General features: G+C 33.0%; 21 protein-coding genes. 15 read left to right on the plus strand and 6 right to left on the minus strand.

From position 1 onward, the window contains the following. Window positions 1-6 precede the first annotated feature (6 nt). Window positions 7-1,638 (minus strand): BamH family beta-barrel-assembly machinery protein, encoded by a 1,632-nt coding sequence (gene bamH, locus ABD011_RS02825; RefSeq protein WP_343795610.1) that lies wholly within the window; start codon window positions 1,636-1,638, stop codon window positions 7-9. Window positions 1,639-1,739: 101 nt separating this feature from the next. Further along, window positions 1,740-2,543 (minus strand): glycogen/starch synthase, encoded by an 804-nt coding sequence (locus ABD011_RS02830; protein WP_343795612.1) that lies wholly within the window; start codon window positions 2,541-2,543, stop codon window positions 1,740-1,742. Between the two features lie 110 nt (window positions 2,544-2,653). Between ABD011_RS02830 and panC the strand changes: the two genes are divergently transcribed. From panC to ABD011_RS02890, 12 genes are all read left to right on the plus strand, one after another. Further along, window positions 2,654-3,502 carry a pantoate--beta-alanine ligase gene (gene panC, locus ABD011_RS02835; RefSeq protein ID WP_343795614.1) on the plus strand — a complete coding sequence of 283 codons (849 nt, stop codon included), beginning with the start codon at window positions 2,654-2,656 and terminating at the stop codon, window positions 3,500-3,502. 13 nt (window positions 3,503-3,515) lie between these two features. Next, window positions 3,516-3,866, plus strand: a complete 351-nt coding sequence (gene panD / locus ABD011_RS02840) for an aspartate 1-decarboxylase (protein ID WP_129759595.1) — start codon at window positions 3,516-3,518, stop codon at window positions 3,864-3,866. A gap of 3 nt (window positions 3,867-3,869) precedes the next feature. Continuing rightward, complete coding sequence (locus ABD011_RS02845) at window positions 3,870-4,823, plus strand: lysylphosphatidylglycerol synthase transmembrane domain-containing protein (protein ID WP_343795617.1); 954 nt, start codon at window positions 3,870-3,872, stop codon at window positions 4,821-4,823. 38 nt (window positions 4,824-4,861) lie between these two features. Continuing rightward, the gene (locus ABD011_RS02850; RefSeq protein ID WP_129759593.1) at window positions 4,862-6,010 is read left to right on the plus strand and encodes an alpha/beta hydrolase; all 1,149 of its coding nucleotides are present in this window, start codon (window positions 4,862-4,864) and stop codon (window positions 6,008-6,010) included. Window positions 6,011-6,065: 55 nt separating this feature from the next. Then, window positions 6,066-7,427 carry a DNA repair protein RadA gene (gene radA, locus ABD011_RS02855; protein WP_343795620.1) on the plus strand — a complete coding sequence of 454 codons (1,362 nt, stop codon included), beginning with the start codon at window positions 6,066-6,068 and terminating at the stop codon, window positions 7,425-7,427. A 12-nt stretch (window positions 7,428-7,439) separates the two neighbouring features. Further along, window positions 7,440-7,901, plus strand: coding sequence for a hypothetical protein (locus tag ABD011_RS02860; RefSeq protein ID WP_343795622.1), 462 nt, complete (start codon window positions 7,440-7,442; stop codon window positions 7,899-7,901). A 96-nt stretch (window positions 7,902-7,997) separates the two neighbouring features. Further along, the gene (gene ileS / locus ABD011_RS02865) at window positions 7,998-11,402 is read left to right on the plus strand and encodes an isoleucine--tRNA ligase (RefSeq protein WP_343795624.1); all 3,405 of its coding nucleotides are present in this window, start codon (window positions 7,998-8,000) and stop codon (window positions 11,400-11,402) included. 5 nt (window positions 11,403-11,407) lie between these two features. Continuing rightward, window positions 11,408-11,791: a TraR/DksA family transcriptional regulator gene (locus ABD011_RS02870; protein ID WP_129759590.1), complete on the plus strand. Its 384-nt coding sequence runs from the start codon at window positions 11,408-11,410 to the stop codon at window positions 11,789-11,791. Between the two features lie 123 nt (window positions 11,792-11,914). Then, on the plus strand, window positions 11,915-12,529 hold the full coding sequence (locus ABD011_RS02875) for a lipoprotein signal peptidase (protein ID WP_129759589.1): 615 nt from the start codon (window positions 11,915-11,917) through the stop codon (window positions 12,527-12,529). 54 nt (window positions 12,530-12,583) lie between these two features. Next, window positions 12,584-13,261 carry an NUDIX hydrolase gene (locus tag ABD011_RS02880; RefSeq protein WP_343795629.1) on the plus strand — a complete coding sequence of 226 codons (678 nt, stop codon included), beginning with the start codon at window positions 12,584-12,586 and terminating at the stop codon, window positions 13,259-13,261. Window positions 13,262-13,362: 101 nt separating this feature from the next. Next, complete coding sequence (locus ABD011_RS02885) at window positions 13,363-14,817, plus strand: nicotinate phosphoribosyltransferase (RefSeq protein ID WP_343795631.1); 1,455 nt, start codon at window positions 13,363-13,365, stop codon at window positions 14,815-14,817. Window positions 14,818-14,825: 8 nt separating this feature from the next. Next, window positions 14,826-15,584, plus strand: coding sequence for a phosphoribosyltransferase family protein (locus ABD011_RS02890; protein ID WP_343795633.1), 759 nt, complete (start codon window positions 14,826-14,828; stop codon window positions 15,582-15,584). On the opposite strand, the gene ABD011_RS02895 is transcribed toward ABD011_RS02890, so the two are convergent. From ABD011_RS02895 to ABD011_RS02910, 4 genes are read right to left on the minus strand one after another with little or no spacing between them, the layout of a single operon-like run. Then, a complete protein-coding gene (locus ABD011_RS02895) occupies window positions 15,585-16,148 on the minus strand; it encodes a 5-formyltetrahydrofolate cyclo-ligase (RefSeq protein WP_343795635.1) in 564 nt (187 codons plus the stop codon). It abuts the gene before it with no gap. Continuing rightward, the gene (locus tag ABD011_RS02900) at window positions 16,117-17,127 is read right to left on the minus strand and encodes a succinylglutamate desuccinylase/aspartoacylase family protein (protein ID WP_343795637.1); all 1,011 of its coding nucleotides are present in this window, start codon (window positions 17,125-17,127) and stop codon (window positions 16,117-16,119) included. Before ABD011_RS02900 ends, ABD011_RS02895 begins: the two co-directional genes overlap by 32 nt. Next, window positions 17,124-17,999 carry a 30S ribosomal protein S6--L-glutamate ligase gene (gene rimK, locus ABD011_RS02905; RefSeq protein ID WP_343795639.1) on the minus strand — a complete coding sequence of 292 codons (876 nt, stop codon included), beginning with the start codon at window positions 17,997-17,999 and terminating at the stop codon, window positions 17,124-17,126. The genes ABD011_RS02900 and rimK overlap by 4 nt, the downstream gene beginning before the upstream one ends. Continuing rightward, window positions 17,977-18,420: an ATP-dependent zinc protease family protein gene (locus ABD011_RS02910; RefSeq protein ID WP_343795641.1), complete on the minus strand. Its 444-nt coding sequence runs from the start codon at window positions 18,418-18,420 to the stop codon at window positions 17,977-17,979. Before ABD011_RS02910 ends, rimK begins: the two co-directional genes overlap by 23 nt. Before the next feature lie 114 nt (window positions 18,421-18,534). Here ABD011_RS02910 and uvrC point away from each other — a divergent pair, with 114 nt between their 5' ends. The 3 genes from uvrC to ABD011_RS02925 all read left to right on the plus strand — a co-directional run bounded on the left by uvrC (window position 18,535) and on the right by ABD011_RS02925 (window position 23,937). After that, a complete protein-coding gene (uvrC, locus tag ABD011_RS02915) occupies window positions 18,535-20,325 on the plus strand; it encodes an excinuclease ABC subunit UvrC (RefSeq protein WP_343795642.1) in 1,791 nt (596 codons plus the stop codon). Further along, window positions 20,325-22,562 (plus strand): patatin-like phospholipase family protein, encoded by a 2,238-nt coding sequence (locus tag ABD011_RS02920; RefSeq protein WP_343795644.1) that lies wholly within the window; start codon window positions 20,325-20,327, stop codon window positions 22,560-22,562. The genes uvrC and ABD011_RS02920 overlap by 1 nt, the downstream gene beginning before the upstream one ends. A gap of 217 nt (window positions 22,563-22,779) precedes the next feature. Beyond that, window positions 22,780-23,937 (plus strand): homogentisate 1,2-dioxygenase, encoded by a 1,158-nt coding sequence (locus ABD011_RS02925; RefSeq protein WP_343795646.1) that lies wholly within the window; start codon window positions 22,780-22,782, stop codon window positions 23,935-23,937. Window positions 23,938-23,966: the final 29 nt, after the last annotated feature.

Raw genomic sequence — 23,966 nt, forward strand, 5'->3', positions numbered from 1 at the left:
AATATTTTAGTTATTTGGTTCGGTATAAAAGATTTCTAAATATACCTTTTTTTCTTCGTTTGTTGTGTTGTTTCCAAATAAAACAGTTCCTTCAGGACATATAATAGAACTACCAGGAATCCTATTAAAATCCTCATCATCAGTTTGAAAGCTATATTGTACTGTGTTGTTTTCAAAATCAACATTGCTGCTAACGGTTAACCCAAGCTTTACATTGGTAGAGTCGTTAAGTAAAATGTTGTTGATGTGTTCAGTGATTCTAATTTTATATTTTATTCCTTTTCCTAAATCATCAGAACCAGTATCTTCTCTTTGTAAAGCACCTAGGTGATTAGCTTTAGATAAAAGAGGGTATGTTGTGTTAGTTAAGTCGTAGTAATAATCTATCAAAGGAGTTTGATTTTTTAAATCGTATAAATAAACTCTATCTGGTTCAGTTTCGTTGTCACCAATCATCATATCTTGGTCAACATAAAACACTAGATTTGCTTCGTTTATTAACCAGTTATTTGATTTGAATTCTTCTAGCTCAGGAGAGTCTCCATTTTCGTCTCCATTAAATAAATTAATTATAGCCATTGAGCCTTCACCTCCTTTTAAGTAAAGTTTTTCGTCACCATTAACTTGATTGCCATCTGCTAATGGAATATTGTAGTCATTGTTAAGTAAATTTACACGATTACCAGTAAAATTAATTGTAAAGGTAGAGGATATTCTGTCAGCTCCTTCTGTTAGAGGGTCTTTGGTGTAATATAAGGTTACATTTGCGGTACTTGCAGTTAGATTTAATAGAGAAAGTGTCCCACTGCCAGGGTTTACCTCTTCAACTTTAAAATATAAGCCTCTAAAGTAGTCGCTAAAATTATTTTGATTTGTTAGTTCTGGTTCTCCTTCTTTATCAAGAATTTTTTCTTGCCAAAATGCATTGTCAAGTTTTAAACGTAATGCAGGTGCTAGTCTATCAGAAATTTCCATTTCACCATCTTCGTTTTCTTCTTTTAGGACAATTTGACTTGCACTAGGTTTAAATAGCCCATCAGGAGGATGATTCATTGAATTTGTGTAATAAATTAAGTCACCTTCAAGTAAAGACTCAGGAATAAAATCTGAGGAAGACGTTGAGTAATTGGAATAGTAGCGTTGAGAAATATCAAACTCTGAATTTGGATCAAAATCTCTTAAATAGTAATTACTTTCATGAATAGAAAACTTCATAAAACCATCACCAAATATTGAATCTAACTCATAGATTGTGCCTCCTTCACCATCAGATTCTATAGCTGTACTGAAATATGGGATTGATAATATTACCGAATCTAATTCAATATTATCGCCAAAGTCAGGATCTAGTGTGCTGATGTTGAGTTGTGTTACGAAATTAGCTGTTGTTTTTCCATATACTGGATCATTGTATATCCCAAATAGATTTACTGGAAGATTGTTTGTTTGTACAGGAGGCAGCTTTTTGTTGTAAGCTATAACATCATACTGGATTTGGCTTGAATTGAAATGTGTAGCATTATCTCCATTTATGATATCTGAATCAATACTTGCAAAATCTTTATCACATGCAATAAATGAGCTTATTAACACTGTTAAAATAGCAATGTATTTCAGGGCAAACTTTATCTTTTTCATTTAAAATTTTTGTTTTTTGATTGTCAAATGTAACATCTTATCTTTTTTGATGCCTTTGGTTTAACAAAACTTTAGAAAGTGCTCAGTGAATTTGTATTAGTCTAAAACTGAGAATTATAAAACTCAGTATATGGTTCAGCAAACTCCTCTGGTGAAAAATAATCTAACACAGGTTTTTTAGATGCTTTTAAGTAATCTTCAAGCTCATTAGGAATTTCTTGAGACCCTTTAATCAAAGCATCTGAATGATCAATAGCAATTTTCATCAAGTTGTTATAATTAGGTGTGTCAAGTACTTTTATAATCTCTTCGTCAATATTGTCGAACTTAACTTTACCAATCATGTTTTTATCTAACGTACCATCAAAGCTTTGATTGTATATCGAAGTTATTATTTTACTTTCATTAAATAATGGTTCATTTTTATAAAACTCCTTAAGATATAAAGGCAGTAATGATGCCATCCATCCATTTACATGAATAATATCTGGTGACCAATTTAATTTTTTAACTGTTTCGATAACACCTTTAGCAAAGAAAATAGCGCGTTCGTCATTATCAGGGAAAAGATTTCCATCTTCATCTGTTAAGGTTGCTTTTCTTTTAAAATACTCTTCATTATCAATAAAATAAACCTGAATACGTTCTTTAGGAATCGAAGCAACTTTAATTATCAAAGGCATATCTAAGTCGTTGATAACTAGGTTTATTCCTGAAAGTCTTATTACTTCGTGTAGTTGATGTCTTCTTTCGTTTATATTTCCATACCTAGGCATAAATATTCGTATTTGACCTCCTTGTTTGTTTACCATTTTTGGAGCCTCAAAAGACATTGAGGAAATTTCAGTTTCTGGTAAATATGGTACAACTTCAGAAGACACATACAATATTCGCTTATCTTTCATAAATCAGTTCGTTTTGGAAATTAAAAATAAAAAACATGCAAAATTACAAAAATTTATGCAGATTGCTAGTAAAATATTAAGTTTGCAAGCTGTTATTTTTTAGTAAACACGTGGAAATTTATCATAAAAAGCAAAATTTAAATCAATTCATTAAAGAATTGAAAGCTCAAAAACTGTCCTTAGGATTAGTGCCTACAATGGGAGCTTTACACGATGGTCATTTGTCTTTAATCAAAAAAGCACTTGAAAATAATGACAGGGTTGCTATTTCTATTTTTGTAAATCCAACTCAGTTTGATAACAAGGACGATTTAAAAAAATACCCAAGAACTTTAGAGTCTGATGTAGAGCTGCTTAAAACAGTATCTAACGATATTGTTGTGTATGCACCAACCGTTGAAGATGTTTATGGCGATAATGTAACGTCAGTTAACTATACTTTTGATGGTCTAGAGCATGCTATGGAAGGTAAATTTAGACATGGTCATTTTGACGGAGTTGGTACTATTGTAAAACGTCTTTTTGAAATTGTACAACCAGACAATGCTTATTTTGGAGAAAAAGATTTTCAGCAATTAATGATTATCAAAAAGCTTGTTGAAAAGCATGATATTCCTGTAAATGTTGTAGGCTGTCCTATACATAGAGAAAAGGATGGGTTGGCAATGAGTTCTAGAAATACACGTTTAAAACCAGAATACAGAAACGCTTCTCCTTTTATTTATAAAACGCTATTAGCTGCCAAACAAAAGTTTGGCACAAAAAGTGCTAATACAGTGACGGAATGGGTTGAAAAACAGTTTGAAAATCATGAGTTATTAAAACTAGAATATTTCACAATTGCTGATACCCAAACACTAAAAACAGTAAAACGAAAGTCAAAAGACAAAACATATAGAGCATTTATAGCTGTATATGCAGATGATATAAGACTAATAGATAATATCGCATTAAATTAATTACCTTTGCCTCATGCAAATTCAAGTCGTAAAATCTAAAATTCACAGAGTAAAATGTACAGGTGCTGAACTTAACTACATTGGTAGTATAACTATCGATGAAGACTTAATGGATGCAGCAAACATAATTCAAGGTGAAAAAGTTCAAATTGTAAATAATAACAATGGTGAACGCTTAGAAACCTATTGTATTCCTGGACCTCGAAAAAGTGGCGAAATTACTCTTAATGGTGCTGCAGCAAGAAAAGTATCAGTAGGAGACACGCTTATTTTAATTACCTATGCATTCATGGATATTGAAACAGCAAAAAGCTTTAAACCTTCACTAGTGTTTCCAGACGAAGCAACCAATTTATTAAAGTAAACTTTGACAGCAAAAACTAAAAAATTACTTCGCATAGCAATTCCAATTGCTCTTGCTGTATTTTTTGGTTGGTACACCTTTTCTAAACTACCTGTAGATACAATCATTCCTTTTGTAAAATCTGCTAATTATTGGTGGATTGCTTTTGGTGTGTTTTTAGGTATCTTAAGTCATTTATCAAGAGCATACAGGTGGAAGTATTTGCTAGAGCCTTTAGGATATACTACCAAATTACCTAATGGAATTATGGCAGTATTTATCGCTTATTTGGCTAATTATGGTATTCCAAGATCAGGCGAAGTATTGCGAGCAGCAGTACTTACTAATTATGAAAAAGTACCATTTGAAAAAAGCTTTGGAACTATTGTGGCTGAGCGTATGGCAGATTTGGTAGTTATGCTTGGTATTATCTTAGTGACTTTAATTATAGAATACGATTTTATTTTAAACCTTCTTGAGCAATCATTTCAGCCTAAAAAATTATTACTATTAGGCCTTACAGGAATTGTAGTTCTATTTTTAGTATTCATCTATATCAAAAAAAGCAGTTCTAAATTTGCTGTAAAAGTAAAGACCTTCTTCACAGGATTAATGGAAGGTGTGTTAAGCATTTTTAAAATGAAACATAAATGGGCATTTATTGCTCATACATTGTTCATTTGGGGAATGTATGTTTTAATGTTTTACGTTACTACTTTTGCTTTACCAGATTTAGATAAAGTTACAATTGGTGTGGTGTTGGTTGGTTTTATTTCAGCAAGTTTTACCATTGCAGCAACCAATGGAGGGATTTTTGTGTATCCTGCTGCTGTTATGGCTGCATTTACACTTTTTGGAATTGAAAAAGACCCAAGCTATGCATTTGGGTGGATTATGTGGGCTTCACAAACCATAATGGTTATTGTTTTAGGAAGTATATCGTTTCTGTACTTACCAATCTATAATAGAATAAAATAATTGTTTACCTTGCAGTAACAATTTTTAATAGGCTAACCATGAAAAAACTTATCCTGCTAATGCTGTTGTGTTTTTCAGCAAACACAATTTATTCACAAGCTAATTACGAATCTATTTTTTCTGAAAAACTAGGAGAAGATAGACAGTTAAAAATATTATTACCAAGAGGTTATAGTGATGATGACGATAAAAAATATCCGTTAATCATTGTTATGGATGGTGATTATTTGTTTGAGGCAGTAGCTGGAAATGTAGATTATTATTCCTATTGGGAAGATATTCCTGAAGCTATTGTTGTAGGTATCAAGCAAGCCGATAAAAGGTTTGACGATTGTATGTATTCTGAACAAAATTCGCTTCCAATTGAAACAGGTGCAGCATTTTTTGAATTTGTAGGCATGGAACTTATTCCGTATTTGAACAAATCGTACAAAACTGAAAACTTTAGAGTAGCAGTAGGTCATGGAGAAACCGCTAATTTCATTAATTATTATTTACTGAAAGACGTTCCGTTATTTCAAGCTTACATTACTATTAGTCCAGATTTAGCACCAAATATGAATGAGTATTTAGCGGAAAGATTTGGAAAATTAGAGAACAAGATTTTTTATTATTTAGCAACATCAACCAACGACGTTGGTTCAATAAAAGAAGGAACCGAAGCTTTAAATAAAAGTTTAACAGGCTTAGACAATAAAAACCTATTATATAATTTTGATACTTTTGAAGGACCTTCTCATTATGCTTTACCAGCTCATGCAATTCCTAAAGCTTTAGAAAGTATCTTTTTTGTGTTTCAACCTATTAGTAAAAAAGAATATACCGAAAGTATCTTAAAACTAGACTCTTCTCCAGTAGAATACCTTCAGGAAAAATACACCACAATAAAAGACCTTTTTGGAATTGATAAGAAAATTCTTGTAAACGATTTTAGAGCTATTGAAGCTGCTATTAAAAAGAAAGAGCAGTGGGACTATTTTGAAGAATTAGGTAAAATTGCCAGAAAAGAATATCCTGATACGCTTTTAGGACATTATTATTTAGCTCAGTTTTATGAACAAACTGGAGAACCTAAAAAAGCAATGAAAACTTATAGGTCTGCTTATATTTTAGAAGAAATAGGAGGCATCACAAAAGATTTAATGCTAGAAAAGGCAGATGAGATTAAAGCAGATTTTGGGTACTAAATTATAATAAAAATATAAATTCCTTCTCCTTTGGAGAGGTTGTTAGGAAAGGTTAATGGCTAAAGTAAAAACGACATTTTTCTGTCAAAATTGTGGCACACAATACTCTAAATGGCAAGGACAATGTACAGCGTGTAAAGAGTGGAATACCATTGCTGAAGAACTCATACAAAAACCAGAAAAAAGCGACTGGAAAACTCCCGAAAAAGCATCAACAAAACGCGTTTCAAAACCGTTATTGATTAATGAAATTGATACAGCCCAAGAAGCGCGTTTAAACACCCAAGACCATGAGTTTAATCGTGTTTTAGGAGGTGGATTGGTTCCTGGATCGTTAACGCTTTTAGGAGGCGAACCAGGAATAGGAAAAAGCACACTCTTGCTTCAAATAGCTTTAAAATTGCCATACAAGACACTATATGTTTCAGGTGAAGAGAGCCAAAAGCAAATAAAAATGCGTGCTGAACGTATTAACCCAAACAGTAGCAATTGTTATATTTTAACCGAAACCAAAACACAAAATATTTTTAGGCAAATTGAAGAGTTAGAACCAGATATTGTTGTTGTAGATTCTATTCAAACATTGCACAGCGATTATATCGAGTCGTCTTCAGGGAGTATTTCGCAAATTAAGGAGTGTACTACAGAGCTTATCAAATTTGCCAAGGAAACAGCAACGCCTGTAATTTTGATTGGTCATATCACCAAAGATGGTAATATAGCTGGCCCAAAAATATTGGAGCACATGGTAGATACGGTTTTACAATTTGAAGGCGACCGAAATCATGTGTTTAGAATCCTTAGGGCCAATAAAAACCGATTTGGATCTACTAACGAACTCGGAATTTACGAAATGCAAGGTTCTGGTTTGCGAGAAGTTACCAACCCAAGCGAGATATTAATTTCAGAAAAAGATGAAGCCTTAAGTGGTAACGCTATTGCAGCAACACTAGAAGGTATGCGACCTTTAATGATTGAAGTACAAGCTTTGGTAAGTACAGCAGTTTATGGAACACCACAACGTAGTGCCACTGGTTTTAATGCAAAACGCTTAAATATGCTTTTAGCGGTTTTAGAAAAGCGAGCTGGTTTTCGTCTTGGAGCAAAAGATGTCTTTCTAAACATCACAGGAGGTATTACTGTTGATGATCCTGCAATAGATTTAGCGGTTGTAGCTGCCATTTTATCATCTAATGAAGACGAGGCTTTGCAAAGCGATTTTTGTTTTGCTGCTGAGGTTGGTTTGTCTGGTGAAATTAGACCTGTTCAACGTGTTGAGCAACGTATTCTAGAAGCTGAAAAATTAGGATTTTCAACTATTTTCGTATCTAAGTACAATAAAATATCACTCAAGAATACTGTTATCAAGATTCAAATGATTTCGAAAATTGAGGATTTGGTAGATTTTATTGTTTAATAAAAAAATCAAATGAAAATTAGAATAGTAATTGTTTTTTTAATTTTTGCTTCATGTAGTCCAGAAATTAACCAAGAAACTACTTTTGTTAAGTCTTTTGAAGATTTAAAAGAAGAAATAATAGCATTTAAAAATTACGAAAGAGAGGTTAAAAACAATAAAAATTTAAAGCAAGAAATTGCTGAAGTAATCTCAACAGATACAACAAGATTTAAACATTCAGTATTCTATAATGAGAAAACAAATGAGCTCTTTAGGATAAAGAATATAGAAATAACTGATAAGACACTAGTTGAAAATTATTACTTTAAAAATGGTGAATTTTATTTCGTTTTAGTTGGTGAAACGGAAGCTTCTTATCCTCAATATCTATACTTTACAAATAGATGGTGTACTTTAGAACATGCAAGGGAATTTGCTAGACTTTCTAAAAAGGCTGAAATATTTAAAAGAGACTTTGAGAAAACACATTGATTCCTTTAGATTGTATACAAAATAGTTTTAGACCATTTCAATGACTATTTTACTAAAAATCATTAATTTCGCACGTCGAAACGAATTAATGATATAATGAGTAAGAAATTCCCTGAATATAAAGGTCTTGACTTACCAAAAGTTGCTGAAGAAATTGGCAATTATTGGCAAGAAAATAACGTATTTGAAAAAAGTGTAACCACACGTGAAAACGCTAAACCATTTGTGTTTTTTGAAGGGCCTCCTTCTGCAAACGGTTTACCTGGTGTACACCACGTTTTAGCACGTGCTATCAAAGATATTTTTCCGCGTTACAAAACCATGAAAGGTTTCCAAGTAAAGCGTAAAGCTGGTTGGGATACCCACGGATTACCTATTGAGTTAGGTGTGGAAAAAGAATTGGGAATTACAAAAGAAGACATTGGTAAAACCATCTCGGTTGAAGACTACAACGCTGCCTGCCGTAAAGCAGTTATGCGTTACACTGATGTTTGGAATGACCTGACTCAAAAAATGGGTTACTGGGTTGATATGGACGATCCATACATTACTTATGAACCTAAATACATGGAATCGGTTTGGTGGTTACTAAAGCAGATATACAACAAAAGCTTGTTGTATAAAGGTTATACCATTCAACCATATTCGCCAAAAGCTGGTACAGGATTAAGTTCGCATGAGTTAAACCAACCAGGAACCTATCAAGATGTAACAGATACAACGGTTGTTGCGCAGTTTAAAGCTAATGAAGCATCGCTTCCTGACTTTTTACAAAACGAAGGAACCATTCATTTCTTGGCTTGGACTACCACGCCTTGGACGCTTCCAAGTAATACAGCTTTAACGGTTGGGCCTAAAATAGATTATGTTTTAGTTGAAACCTATAACCAATATACGTTTGAACCAATTAACGTAGTGCTAGCAAAACCGTTAGTTAACAAGCAATTTGACGGAAAGTTTAAGCGTGTTGAAACAAAACCAGAATTATTAGAATATACATCTGGAGATAAGAAAATACCATACTACGTTGTAAAAGAATTTAAAGGAGCCGATTTAGTTGGTATTACGTATGAGCAATTATTGCCTTATTCGTTACCAAACGACAATCCTGAAAATGCCTTTAGAGTTATTGCTGGAGATTTCGTAACGACTGAAGACGGAACAGGAATTGTGCATACTGCGCCAACTTTTGGTGCAGATGATGCTTTGGTTGCTAAACAAGCAACTCCTGAAGTGCCACCAATGTTGGTAAAAGATGCTAATGGAAACTTGGTGCCTCTAGTAGATTTACAAGGTAAATTCCGTCCTGAAATGGGTGAGTTTGCAGGTAAGTATGTGAAAAATGAATATTACAATGATGGCGAAGCTCCTGAAAAATCAGTTGATGTAGAGTTAGCTATCAAATTAAAAACCGAAAATAAAGCCTTTAAGGTTGAAAAATACAAACACAGCTATCCTAACTGTTGGAGAACTGATAAGCCAATTCTATACTATCCGTTAGATTCTTGGTTTATTAAAGTAACCGATGTTAAGGACAGAATGTTTGAATTGAATGAAACCATCAATTGGAAACCAAAAGCAACAGGAACTGGTCGTTTTGGAAATTGGCTTGCTAATGCCAACGATTGGAACTTATCGCGTTCGCGTTATTGGGGAATTCCGTTGCCAATTTGGAGAACCGAAGATGGTAAAGAAGAAATCTGTATTGGTTCTGTTGAAGAGCTTAAAGCTGAAATGGCTAAAGCTGTTGAGGCAGGCGTAATGAAAGCTGATATTTTTGCTGATTTTGAAGTAGGAAACAATTCCGAAGAAAACTATGCAAAGTTAGATTTACATAAAAACATTGTAGATGAAATTGTGCTTGTGTCACCATCAGGACAACCAATGAAGCGCGAAAGCGACTTAATTGATGTTTGGTTTGATTCAGGCTCTATGCCTTATGCACAATGGCATTATCCGTTTGAAAACAAAGAAAAAATAGACAACAACACTTCATTCCCTGCCGATTTTATCGCAGAAGGTGTTGACCAAACACGTGGTTGGTTCTATACGCTACATGCTATTGGAACGATGGTGTTTGATTCAGTAGCTTATAAAAACGTGGTGTCTAACGGACTGGTATTAGACAAAAACGGACAAAAAATGTCTAAACGTTTAGGTAATGCTACAGATCCTTTTGAAACCTTATCAACTTATGGTGCTGATGCCACACGTTGGTACATGATTTCAAACGCAAACCCTTGGGATAACCTAAAATTTGATGTAGATGGTATTGAGGAAGTTAAACGTAAATTCTTCGGAACACTTTACAATACCTACTCATTCTTTAGTTTATATACCAATTTAGATACATTCAATTATAGCGAAGCTGATATTCCGTTAGAAGAACGTCCAGAGTTAGACCGTTGGATTTTATCTGAACTACATACGCTTATCAAGAAGGTAGATGAGTTCTATGCAGAATACGAACCTACTAAAGCAGCAAGAGCTATATCAGACTTTACACAAGAATATTTAAGTAACTGGTATGTGCGTTTAAGTAGAAGACGTTTTTGGAAAGGCGATTACCAAACCGATAAAATTTCGGCTTATCAAACACTTTATACCTGTATGATAACGCTTGCAAAATTAGGCGCGCCAATTGCACCATTTTATATGGATAAACTTTACCAAGACTTAACACAAGTAACACAAAAAGAAAACTTTGAGAGTGTACATTTGGCGGAGTTTCCAAAATACGATGAAAGCTTTGTAGATAAAAGTTTAGAACGTAAAATGGAGAATGCGCAAACAATATCGTCGTTGGTATTGTCGTTAAGAGCAAAGGAGAAGATTAAAGTGCGTCAACCATTGCAAAAAATTATGATTCCTGTTGATAGTGAACAACAAAAGGAAGAAATTCTTGCAGTTGCCGATTTAATAAAACATGAGGTTAACATTAAAGAAATTGAATTGTTAAGCGACGCTTCAGATATTTTAGTAAAACAGATAAAGCCTAATTTTAAAGCGTTAGGACCACGTTTTGGTAAAGATATGAAGCTTATTGCTGGAGCAATTTCTAAGTTTACTTCAGAAGATATTAAAAAAATCGAGCAAAATGGTGTTTTAGATGTTGAAGTTAACGGAAAAAACATTACTTTAGAACTCGCTGATGTTGAGATAACATCTCAAGATATCGAAGGTTGGCTTGTTGCTAACGAAGGTGCTTTAACAGTAGCACTTGATGTTACACTTACTGATAATTTACGAAGAGAAGGGATTGCTCGTGAGCTCGTAAACCGTATTCAAAATTTACGTAAAGATTCAGGCTTTGAAGTTACAGACAGAATTAATGTTGTACTTCAAAAAGATGATAATATTGTTAAAGCCATAGATACAAATCTTGAGTATATCAAAACAGAAACTTTAACCGAAGAACTTGAAATTATGGACACTGTAAACAATGGTATAGAAATTGCTTTTGATGATGTAAATACCAAATTGTTTATTCAAAAACATTAGAGAATATGGCAGCAGAAACAAACGTAAGATACTCTGATAAAGATTTAGCAGAATTTAAAGCTTTAATACAAGAGAAAATAGATAAAGCAGAGCACGATTTAGAATTAATTAAAAGTGCTTATATGAATGACCTCAATAATGGTACTGATGATACCTCTCCAACGTTTAAAGCCTTTGAAGAAGGTAGTGAAACAATGAGTAAAGAAGCAAACTCACAGTTAGCTATTCGTCAGGAAAAATTCATTCGCGATTTAAAAAATGCTATTATTAGAATAGAAAATAAAACTTATGGCATTTGTCGTGTTACAGGAAAGCTTATCAATAAAGAACGTTTAAAGCTTGTGCCACATGCTACACTTAGTATTGAAGCTAAAAATATGCAACAATAACATTCTCATAAAAGTGAGAACCTCGTGATATTGTAACGAGTTTAAGTAACTATAATTAGCGTCTTGCTCATGGCAAGACGTTTTTATTTTTAATAAAATAATAGTTTATTTTTGCACCCAAATATGTCATTAAAAAAAGCAACACTCTTAATAATTGTAATACTACTTATTGACCAAATAAGTAAAGTATACATTAAAACGAATTTTTCATTAACTGAAAGAGCAATAGTTTTTGACTGGTTTCAAATAGTATTTGTTGAAAACGATGGAATGGCTTGGGGAACTAAACTCAGCGATTTTGTTACTTTTATTTCTGATAGAACAGCTAAACTTTGCCTAACACTTTTTAGAATAGTAGCTGTTGTTGGTATTGGATATTGGTTAGTGACTTCGGTTAAAAAAAATGCGTCCAAAACACTAACCATTGCAGTTTCTTTAATATTTGCTGGTGCTTTAGGTAACATTATAGATTCAGTATTTTATGGTGTTTTATTTGATTCTAGCTCTAACCAAGTTGCTACATTTTTACCGCAAGATGGAGGCTACGATTCGTTATTTCATGGGAAGGTTGTAGACATGCTTCATTTTCCTATTTGGAAAGGTGTTTTACCTAATTGGATTCCGTTTTATGGCGGAAAGTACTTTACATTTTTTGAACCTGTTTTTAATATTGCTGATATGGCAATAAGTACTGGAATAGGAATTTTAATCTTCTTTAATAAAAAAGCGTTCAATTAATAATTTAGGCTTTTTTAAAATAGATTATATATTTTTGTGTATAATTCACACATAATGCGTAATCAATCAATTAAATTATCAGTAGATGCAGTTGTTTTTGGATATGAAGAAGGGAATATATCTGTATTATTGATTAAAAGGAAATATAAACCATTTATTGGAAAATGGGCGATTCCAGGAGGTTTTGTTTGGAATGAAGAGTCTTTAGAAAATGCTGTAGAAAGAGAATTATATGAAGAAACAGGTTTAAAAATAAATTACCTTGAACAATTATATACATTTGGTAAGCCTGATAGAGACCCAAGAACTAGAATAGTATCTGTTGCTTATTTTGGCTTGGTAAGACCAAGTATATATAAGTTATATGCTTCTACTGATGCAGAACAAGTGCAATGGTTTAATATTGATAGTTTACCTGAGTTGTCATTTGACCATTATGAGATTTTACTCACTGCTATTGAACGATTGAGAGGTAAGATTACCTATGAACCTATAGGGTTCGAATTACTTGACAAAAAATTTCCATTTTCAGATTTAGAGAAGCTCTATACGACGCTTTTAGGAAGAGAAATTGATAGGCGAAATTTCAGAAAAAAGATTTTAAATCTGAATATTCTAGATGAACTTGAAGAAAAAGTATCTAAGGGTTCTGGAAGACCCGCTAAATTATTTCAGTTCAACAAAAAAAAGTACTTCCAACTTAAAAAAGAAGGAATAATTTTCGAAATCTAAAATCTATAAATCACGTATTTGTGTAAAAAAAACACAAAATAATTTTGCTAAAACATAAATACAAATTATATTTGCGTACATATAACACAAATACAATTATTATGAATGGTTTGTTTTTAACTGACGGATATAAAACGGGACATCACAAGCAATACCCTAATGGGACAGAAGAGGTTTACTCAAATTGGACTCCTAGAAGTAATAAATATGCTCCCAAAGGTTGTGATAATGTGGTTTCTTTTGGGCAACAATATGTAATTAGCTGGTTGCATGATTATTTTAAAAATAATTTCTTCTCTAAATCTAAAGCACAAGTTTGTAAAGAAATAAAGGAGGAGCTTTCTTTGTATTTAGGGATGGATTATGATGTTTCGCATTTTGAACAATTACATGACTTACAATATTTACCAATCAAGATTAAATCACTACCAGAAGGTGTAGAAGTGCCTATAAGAGTCCCAATTTTAACTATAGTAAATACTAGAAAAGAATTTTATTGGGTAACAAATTTTTTAGAAACTATACTTTCGTCAATGCTTTGGCAGCCAATGACTTCTGCCTCAATCGCATTAAATTATAAGCGCATATTTAAAAAATGGGCACTTTTAACTGATAGGAACAATTTAGGGTTTATAGAGTTTCAAGGACATGATTTTTCAATGAGAGGCATGGGAGGTTTACAAAGCACTTTGTCTTCTGGTATGGGACACGCAAGTGTTTTTTTGGGTTCGGATACACTTCCTGTAATTGGTGGTATGCGTAAATATTATTCAGCAGAAGGATTTGTTATTGGTTCTGTTAATGCAACTGAGCACTCTGTAATGTGCGCAGGAACAAAAAAAGACGAGATTACTACTTTTCAAAATTTAATGAAGATTTATCCTAAAGGGATTTTATCTGTAGTAAGTGACACATGGGATTTGTGGAAAGTAATTACAGAATTTTTACCTAAACTCAAAAATGAAATCTTAAATAGAGATGGTAAGTTAGTTATTAGGCCAGATAGTGGTGACCCAGTAGATATAATTTGTGGAGAAAGTTTTGAACTAGGTGGATTATTGCCAAAAGACAAAGGGGTAATTGAATTACTTTGGGAAATTTTTGGAGGAACTATTAACAAACAAGGGTTTAAAGTTTTAGACAGCCATATTGGAGCTATCTATGGAGATAGCATTACTACAGAAAGGGCAGAGCAAATATGTAAAAGATTGCATGATAAAGGGTTTGCCACAACTAATGTCGTGCTTGGAATAGGTTCTTTTACTTATCAATTTAACACTAGAGATACTTTTGGCTTTGCTATGAAAGCTACATCAGTAGTAGTAAATGGTATGAGAAGAGAGATTTTTAAAGATCCAATAACGGATGATGGTGTAAAAAAATCCGCAAAGGGACTTATTAAGGTAGATTATGAAGATGGAATATATATATTGAAGGATGAAGTTTCTGAAATTGAGGAAAATAAAGGAGAATTAAAGGTAATATATGAAAATGGCAAGTTTTTTAATTTTACTAATTTAAATCAAATAAGGGAAAGAATTAATAAAATATTATAATACGTTTTATGATTTACGAAACAAAAAAATTTAAAGATGGTCAAGTGACAGCTAAAATTATTGGGACTGGAAATCTACATGTGAAAATAAGAGGTAATAATTATGAAGATTTATTTAGAGCTGCATCTATAAAAGAGGCATGGGATAATGAAAACGTAACAAGTAAAGGTCTTTCATCCATATTGACAATTTACTGTTTAATAGGCCAAAGGTCAGACAGGAGATTTAACGAATCTGAATCTTTTGATTTAAAAGTTATTTCTAGATTTATAAATACCATGAATTTTGATAGAGTTGAATTGTTTCATCCTCATAGTAGTGTAGCATTGGCTTTAATTAACAACTCTAAAGAATTAAATAGTTATAAATTCATAAAAATGGCTTACGAAGAAATTGGAGCCCCAATACTTGTAAGCCCAGATGCTGGCGCGTATAAAAACACTCACAAAATAGCCGAAATTTTAAAAACAGATTTAATCCCTTCGAATAAAATCAGAATAAATGGAAAGCCAAAAATAGAAATTCAGGGAAATATAAAAGGGAGAGATTGTTTAATTGTAGATGATATTGCTGATGGAGGAAGAACATTTAAGGATTTGGCAAAAGCACTAAAAAACCTTGGTGCTAGTAAAGTCTTTCTATATGTTTCACATGCACAATTTAATTATGGCTTCGATGAACTAAAAGAATATATTGACCATATTTTTTGCACTAATAGTTATAGAGATATTGAAGAAGCTATTATAACTCAATACAAGGTTATATAATTAAAACATATAAACTTGCTCTGGCGTCACGCAATAATCTAAAGTAACATCACTTTCAAAAGTGTCTTCAATTTGGGTTTCTGCTTCAAAAAAAGACAGTCCAATTTTCAGTGTTTCAGGGTTGCATTGCGACAGGAATTTATCATAAAACCCTTTGCCATAACCTACACGATGACCTTGTTTATCAAAAGCTAAAAGCGGAACAAAAACAACATCTATTTTTTCCGAAGGAATAGCAATACCATCAACTGGTTCTGGGATATTATAATGGTTTTTCTTAATAACTGTTGCATCAGTTAAGAGAAAATGAGTCATTTCATACGTGTTGAAATCACTTTTTGAAATCACTATGTTTTTATCTTTTCCAGAGAGTATATTTAAAATAAAATCGGTATTGATTTCCTTTTGTTCTTCAATAGATAAAAAAATATGATAAAACGATTTGTCCCAAATATCTAATTGAAGTAACGCATTTGCAATTTGAAGACTCAAATCATCAACATCATTTACTGTTAAAGCGTTGCGTTTTTGTTTATAGGTTGCTCTTAAGGTGGCTTTTTTCACTTGAAGAGGGTTTTAGTTTAGTGGTAATATGAAAAAGGGCATCACCTTGATATACAATAGGAGATTCATTAACATTAATAATATAACCCGAAAAAGAAGCTCTCACAAAGTGGTTGAATTTTCCGTAAGGGTCAGTAATATTACCAATAATATCTCCTTTAGTAACTTCAGAACTTATTTGAACTGAAGCTCTAAACATACCTGAAATATTTGCACGTTGCCAACGACTGTCTAAAATATAAACAGGATTGTTTTTAGGTTTAGACACCTTAAATTTTGCAGATAACATACCTAAATGATTTAAGACGCGTTTAGCTCCATTTACACCAGTATTGGTAATGTTGTTATCAATATGATTAGATTTTCCGCCTTCAAACAATAGTACAGGTTTACCATGTTTGCTCAACACGCTTCTAAATGATTTTTTAATGTTTTTTGAGTACAGTATAAAAGGTGCATTAAAAATGTTTGCTAGTAAATCGAGCTCAGGATTATTTTTTACAATACGCATTTGAGGTGCATTAAAACGACCTGCTCCTCCAGTATGAAAGTCGACTACAACATCTACATCAGGAATAACTTCGGTAACTAATTTATTAGCAACTCTACTAGCCAAAGAACCTTTTTTTGTACCTGGAAATACGCGGTTTAAATCTCTTCCGTCTGGGAACTCTCTGTTGAGGTTAATAAACCCAAACACATTAATTACAGGTAAACACACAATAGTTCCGCACTTAGGTTTATTGATGCCTTTTGCTATAATTTGACGCACAATTTCAACACCATTAACTTCATCACCATGAATACCTGCGGTAAATAAAACTACAGGTCCAGGTTTTTTAGAACGTTCAATAATTACAGGAACATCAACACTAGAGGAAGTATGCAAATTAGCAACACCAAAACTAAGTTCACAGCTTTCGCCAACTTTAATATCGCGTCCTAAAATTGTTATAACTTTCCTCTGTTTGTAGGTCATGTTCTGTTTCTTTCTATATAAGTGATAATAGCTTTTGCTATATTTTTCCCTGTTGCACCTTCAATGCCTTCAAGCCCTGGAGTAGAGTTAACTTCCAATAACAAAGGTCCTCTTGCCGATTGTAGCATATCAACACCGCAAACAGGTAATTTTAAAGCGCGAGATGCTTGCATTGCTAATCGTAGTTCAGCATCGTCTAGTTTTACTACTTCAGCAGTTCCGCCTCTATGTAAATTAGACCTAAATTCGCCTTCTTTACCTTGGCGTTTCATGGCACCAACCACATGTCCATCAACAACTAAAGCTCTTAAATCGGCTCCTTTTGCTTCTTTAATAAACTCTTGAACAATAACTCTTGCTTGTAAACCATTAAAGGCCTCCAACACTGATTCGGCAGCATTTTTTGTTTCAGCTAAAACAACTCCTAAACCTTGTGTGCCTTCTAAAAGTTTAATAATTACAGGTGTTCCTCCAACATGTTCAATAACTTCTTCAACGTCTCTAGAGTAGTTAGTGAAAACCGTTTTTGGCATACCAACACCAGCTTTACTTAGGCGTTGTAAACTGCGCAACTTATCTCTTGAACGTACAATGGCATCAGAGGTTACAGTTGTAAATACATTCATCATTTCAAACTGTCTTACCACAGCACAACCATAAAAGGTTACCGAAGTTCCAATTCGAGGAATGATAGCATCTACATAATCCAAATACCTATCTTTATAATAGATAGTTGGTTTTTCTTTTTCAATAATAATATCACATTTTAAAGGGTCAATAACTTCAACGATATGACCTCTTCTTTCTCCTTCATCGATTAATCGACGCGTTGAATACAAATGCGAATTTCTAGATAGAATTACAATGTTCATGGATGCTGGTATTGTATGATACATTTTGTTGATTAACGTCAACAAGAAATTTCTTGCTCAAAAACTGTCTGCCAATGAGTACAGGAAATTTCATATCATCTCTAGTGCTTAAAGTTAAGTTAATCTTATACGTTTTACCAAAAAATATAATGGTTGATTTTATTTTAAATCTATTTTCCTTAAAACCATTGCTACTTTTTACGTCAGTACGAGTATAGCTGTCAAACACAACTTCTTTTCCGCTAAAATTAGGATGACCAGCACTGTAAAATGTGCAAAAAAGTTTGTTGTCTTTTTCAATAATTTTTGAACAATGTATGGCAGAGGTGTAAGCACCTGTATCTATCTTAACATCAATGCTAAAAAGACCTAGCGTAGGAAAATCTACTCTGTCAATTCTACCAATAATTTGTTTTGTCATGTGTTTTTTTACGTTTTAAAAAAGTGGCGCAATGTAGTAAATAAGTTAATTCAAAAAATTTTAAAAATCATAAATTTTTCACGCTAAAAAATTAAAATATTTACCTTTGAAGTAATGAGCAATACATCACTAGAAATTCAGCTAAAAACCCTACCAAATCAACCTGGTGTATATCAGTATTTTGATAGTGATGGCAAGATTTTGTACATAGGTAAAGCCAAAAACTTAAAGAAACGCGTAAGCTCTTACTTCAATAAACAGCACGATTATGGTAAAACCAGAGTGTTGGTGAAAAAAATTGCAACTATAAAGCATATTGTTGTTGATACCGAAACCGATGCGCTATTGCTGGAGAATAATCTTATTAAAAAATACCAACCGCGTTACAATGTTATGCTCAAAGACGACAAATCTTATCCATGGATTTGTATTAAGAATGAGCGTTTTCCAAGAGTATTTTCTACCAGAAGAGTCATAAAAGATGGTAGTGAGTACTTTGGTCCTTATACAAGTATGAAGACCGTTTCTACATTGCTTAACCTTATAAAAGGGCTTTTTCAATTAAGAACTTGCAATTATGATTTGTCACAAGAAAAAATTGATGCCAATAAATATAAAGTGTGCTTAGAATATCATTTAGGAAATTGCAAAGGTGCATGTGAAGGTTATGAAACTGAAACAGAGTATCACGCAAACATTGATGCTATAAAAGAAATTCTTAAAGGAAATTTTAAAGATTCGCTTTCACAGTTTAAACAGCAAATGAAAGACTATGCCGAAGATATGCAGTTTGAAGAAGCGCAGAAAATAAAAGAAAAAATTGAAGTTTTAGAAAACTACCAGTCAAAATCTACTATAGTCAATCCAAAAATTAGCAATGTGGATGTGTTTAGCATTGTAAGTGATGAATCTTATGGCTATATCAATTTTTTGCAATTATCTTATGGTTCAATTATTCGTTCGCATACATTAGAAATTAAAAAGAAACTTCAAGAAACTGATGTTGAACTTTTAGAATTGGCAATTACCGAGTTAAGACAACGTTTTAATTCAAAGTCAAAAGAAATTTATGTGCCATTTAAGGTGAATATTGGAGAACATATAAAAACAACAATTCCTAAGCTAGGAGATAAAAAGCACATTTTAGACCTATCTCTTCGAAATGCTAAATATTACCGAATGGAACGCTTTAAACAGGTAAAAATCACCGATCCTGATAGACATGTCAATAGGATTATGGCACAAATGAAAGCCGATTTGCGGTTAAGTGAAGAGCCTAGACATATTGAGTGTTTTGATAACTCAAACATACAAGGAACCAATCCTGTTGCAGCTTGTGTAGTGTTTAAAGATGGTAAACCAAGTAAAAAAGATTACAGGCATTTTAATATAAAAACAGTTGAAGGACCAGACGATTTTGCGTCTATGGAAGAAGTAGTGTTTAGACGATACAAGCGTTTGCTTGACGAAGATCAACCGTTACCACAGTTAATTGTTATTGATGGAGGAAAAGGACAACTCTCTTCTGCCTTAAAGAGTTTGGATGTTTTGGGGTTGAGAGGAAAAATAGCAATCATCGGAATTGCAAAACGTTTAGAAGAATTATTTTATCCAGATGATCCAATTCCCTTATATTTAGATAAAAAAAGCGAGACCCTAAAAATCATTCAACAATTACGTAACGAAGCACATCGTTTTGGAATAGAACACCACAGAAACAAACGTAGCAAAAGTGCTTTAAATACTGAGTTGGAAACCATTCCAGGAATTGGAGAAAAAACAGTTGTTGAGCTTTTAAAAACATTTAAATCGGCTCGTCGAGTATCTAATGCAAAACTAGATGAGTTAGAAGATGCAGTAGGTAAATCAAAAGCAGATAAAATTTATAATTACTATCATAATTAATGAAGCATATAATCTTAATAGCACTGATATTTTTTAATATATCACTTTATGCTCAAGAAAGCGTAGAAGAAACCAAGCCCAAAATAGGTTTAGTGCTAAGTGGTGGTGGAGCAAAAGGGTTTGCACACATAGGTGTTTTAAAGGTTATTGATAGCTTAGGTATTAAAGTAGACCAAGTTGCAGGAACCAGTATGGGAGCTATTATTGGATCGTTATATGCGTCTGGTTATACAGGAAAACAATTAGATTCAATTTTTAGAACTCTAAATTTTGATGATGTTATTAGCGATAATCTACCTCGAGAAGCAAAAACATTTTACGAACGGGATAATGCCGAAAAATATGCAGTAAGCTTACCGTTTGATAAATTTAAACTTAAGTTACCTTCAGCAATTTCAAGAGGGCAAAATGTATATAATTTATTAACCTATTTAACCCTACATGTGAGTGAGGTTGATGATTTTCAAAAGTTACCTATTCCGTTTTTTTGTATTGCTACTGATGTAGAAACTGGTAAGGAGGTAATTCTAGATAAAGGAAATTTAGCTAAAGCTATTACAGCAAGTGGAGCGTTTCCGTCGTTGTTTCAGCCTGTTGAGATTGATGGTCAACTACTTATCGATGGAGGTGTAGTAAACAATTATCCTATTGATGAGCTTAGAGCCAAAGGGATGGATATAATTATTGGTGTTGATGTGCAAGATGGATTGGCTACAAGGGACGAGTTGACTTCAGCACCTGATATTTTACTTCAAATCAATAATTACAGGACAATTAACGATATGAAGTCTAAAGTAAAGAAAACCGATGTTTACATAAAACCAGACATTAAAGACTTTACTGTAATTTCGTTTAGTGAAGGAAGTCAAATTGTGGAAAATGGTGAATATGCTGCAAGTCAAAAGATTGATGAACTTTTAGCATTAGCAAAAACAAATCAAAAGTCTGTACAGTATAAAGCAGTTAAATCACCAGATAGTATACTTATTAATTCAGTAAATTTTGATGGTAATAAACGCTACACGAGGTCGTATGTGTTAGGAAAGTTAAGATTAAAACAAAACTCTAAAGTAAGCTATGAAGATTTTAATAGTGGCGTAAATAATTTGGTTGCAACCAATAATTTTGATGCCTTTCAATACAAGTTCAAAAAGTCAAAAGACTCTGATGGTTACGATTTAGATGCAACCTTAAAAGAAAGTAAAGCAACTACTTTTTTAAAGCTGGGTTTACATTATGACGATCTTTATAAAAGTGCAGCATTAGTAAACATTACCAAAAAGCGATTTTTATTTGATAACGATGTAGCTTCTTTCGATTTTATTCTAGGAGATAATGTTAGATATAATTTTGAATATTTTATTGACAAAGGGTTTTACTGGAGTATTGGTTTAAGGTCTAGATTTAACCAATTTCAAAAGGGAATTAGTGCACAATTATTGCTAGATGATGCTGAGCAAGACTTAACAGGAATCAATAAACTAGATGTAGAATTACAGGATCAAACCAATCAATTTTATTTACAAACCCTTTTCAGAAAAGACTTTGCATTTAGTGTTGGAGCAGAGCATAAGCGTTTAAGAATTAAATCGGAAACGATAATCGACGATTTTCAAAGCGATGATGATGAGGTCATTTTTGAAAACACAGATTACTTAAGTTTGTTTGGAGGACTTAAGCTAGACACATATAGTAATAAGTATTTTCCAAAGAAAGGATTTTATTTTAATGGCGATTTTCATTTGTATTTACACGCTTCAAACTTTAACAAGGAGTTTTCTGAATTCTCAATAGCTAAAGCTGATATAGGATATGCGTTTAGTTTTTCTGATAAGTTTGCGGTAAACCTTTTATCACAAGGAGGCTTTAAAATTGGTGACGACTCTACCAAAACACTCGATTTTGCACTCGGTGGTTATGGTAATAACTTTATCAATAATTTTATTTCATTCTATGGGTATGAAAACATTGCCTTAACAGGTAATAGTTTTGTAAAAGGAACCATAACCTTAGACTATGAGTTATTTAAAAAACACCATATAATAGCTGCTGCTAACTATGCAAATATTGAAGATGGCTTGTTTGAGTCTGGAGGATGGATTTCTAAGGTTGACTACAGTGGTTATGCCTTAGGTTATTCAGTAGAAACATTTTTAGGACCGCTTGAAGCAAAGTATACATGGTCTCCAGAGAACAATAAAAGCATTTGGGTCTTTAATATTGGGTTTTGGTTTTAATAATCGCTTAAATTTTTCGATATTTGAGGACATGAAACCATTTTGGGAAGACTTATTACTACACTTACATTTTCTCATCAAGAGAAACCCAGAATAATTAGGCCTTATTGTAATTTCTGCTTAGACAGAAATCTTATATTTTGTATCTTTATATAAATTAAATAACGACTGTTCTGTAACTTTAAACTTTTAATATCAGAACATTAAAATATAAAAAATGCCTTTTTATCATAAATTAGGGAAAATCCCACATAAACGACATACGCAGTTTAGAAAACCAGATGGTAGCTTGTACTACGAGCAATTATTTGGAACCATTGGTTTTGATGGTATGTCCACCAATATGTATCACGAACATAGGCCAACACAAGTCAAAGACATAAAAAAACAATACAGTGTAGCGCCTAAAATTGCCAAAGCAAATAACATTCAATCCTATAGGCTTCACGGATTTAAAATTCCACAGATAAACGATTATCTCGAAAGCCGAAAAACAGTATTGACCAATAGCGATTGTAGTATTATTTTGGCAGCGCCAAAACAATCTACCAAAGAGTATTTTTACAAAAATACCGATGCCGACGAGCTTATTTTTGTACATCGTGGTAGCGGAAAACTACGAACACATTTAGGAAACCTCGATTTTAAATATGGCGACTATTTGTTAGTACCAAGAGGAATCATCTACAAAATAGATTTCGATACCGAAGACAACCGTTTGTTTATTGTGGAGTCTCGTCGTCCAATTTACACTCCAAAGCGTTACCGCAACTGGTTTGGGCAATTGTTAGAGCATTCGCCATTTTGTGAGCGCGATTTACGTCAACCGCAAGAATTGGAAACTCATAACGAAACAGGAGACTTTTTAATGAAAGTTAAAAAGCAAGGCGATATTTTTGATATGGTTTATGCCACACATCCTTTTGATGTTGTTGGGTACGATGGGTATAACTATCCGTACGCCTTTTCAATTCACGATTTCGAGCCCATAACAGGTCGTGTGCACCAACCACCACCAGTACACCAAACTTTCGAGACCGATGCCTTTGTGGTATGCAGTTTTGTACCAAGGCTGTACGATTACCATCCAGAAGCAATTCCTGCACCTTATAACCATAGCAATATAGATAGCGATGAGGTTTTGTACTATGTAGATGGCGATTTCATGAGCCGAAACGATATTGACGCAGGTCATATCTCGCTGCATCCAGCAGGAATTCCGCATGGACCACATCCTGGAGCAACAGAGCGAAGCATTGGTAAGATAAAAACCGACGAGTTAGCAGTAATGGTAGATACATTTAAACCCTTACAAGTAACCGAAGACGCATTAAAAATAGCAGACGAAGATTATTTTAAATCTTGGTTGGAATAACATATTAATAAGAAGCTAATCCTGCTTTC

This window comes from Gaetbulibacter jejuensis (genome assembly GCF_039524015.1).
Taxonomy (GTDB): Bacteria; Bacteroidota; Bacteroidia; order Flavobacteriales; family Flavobacteriaceae; genus Gaetbulibacter_B; species Gaetbulibacter_B jejuensis.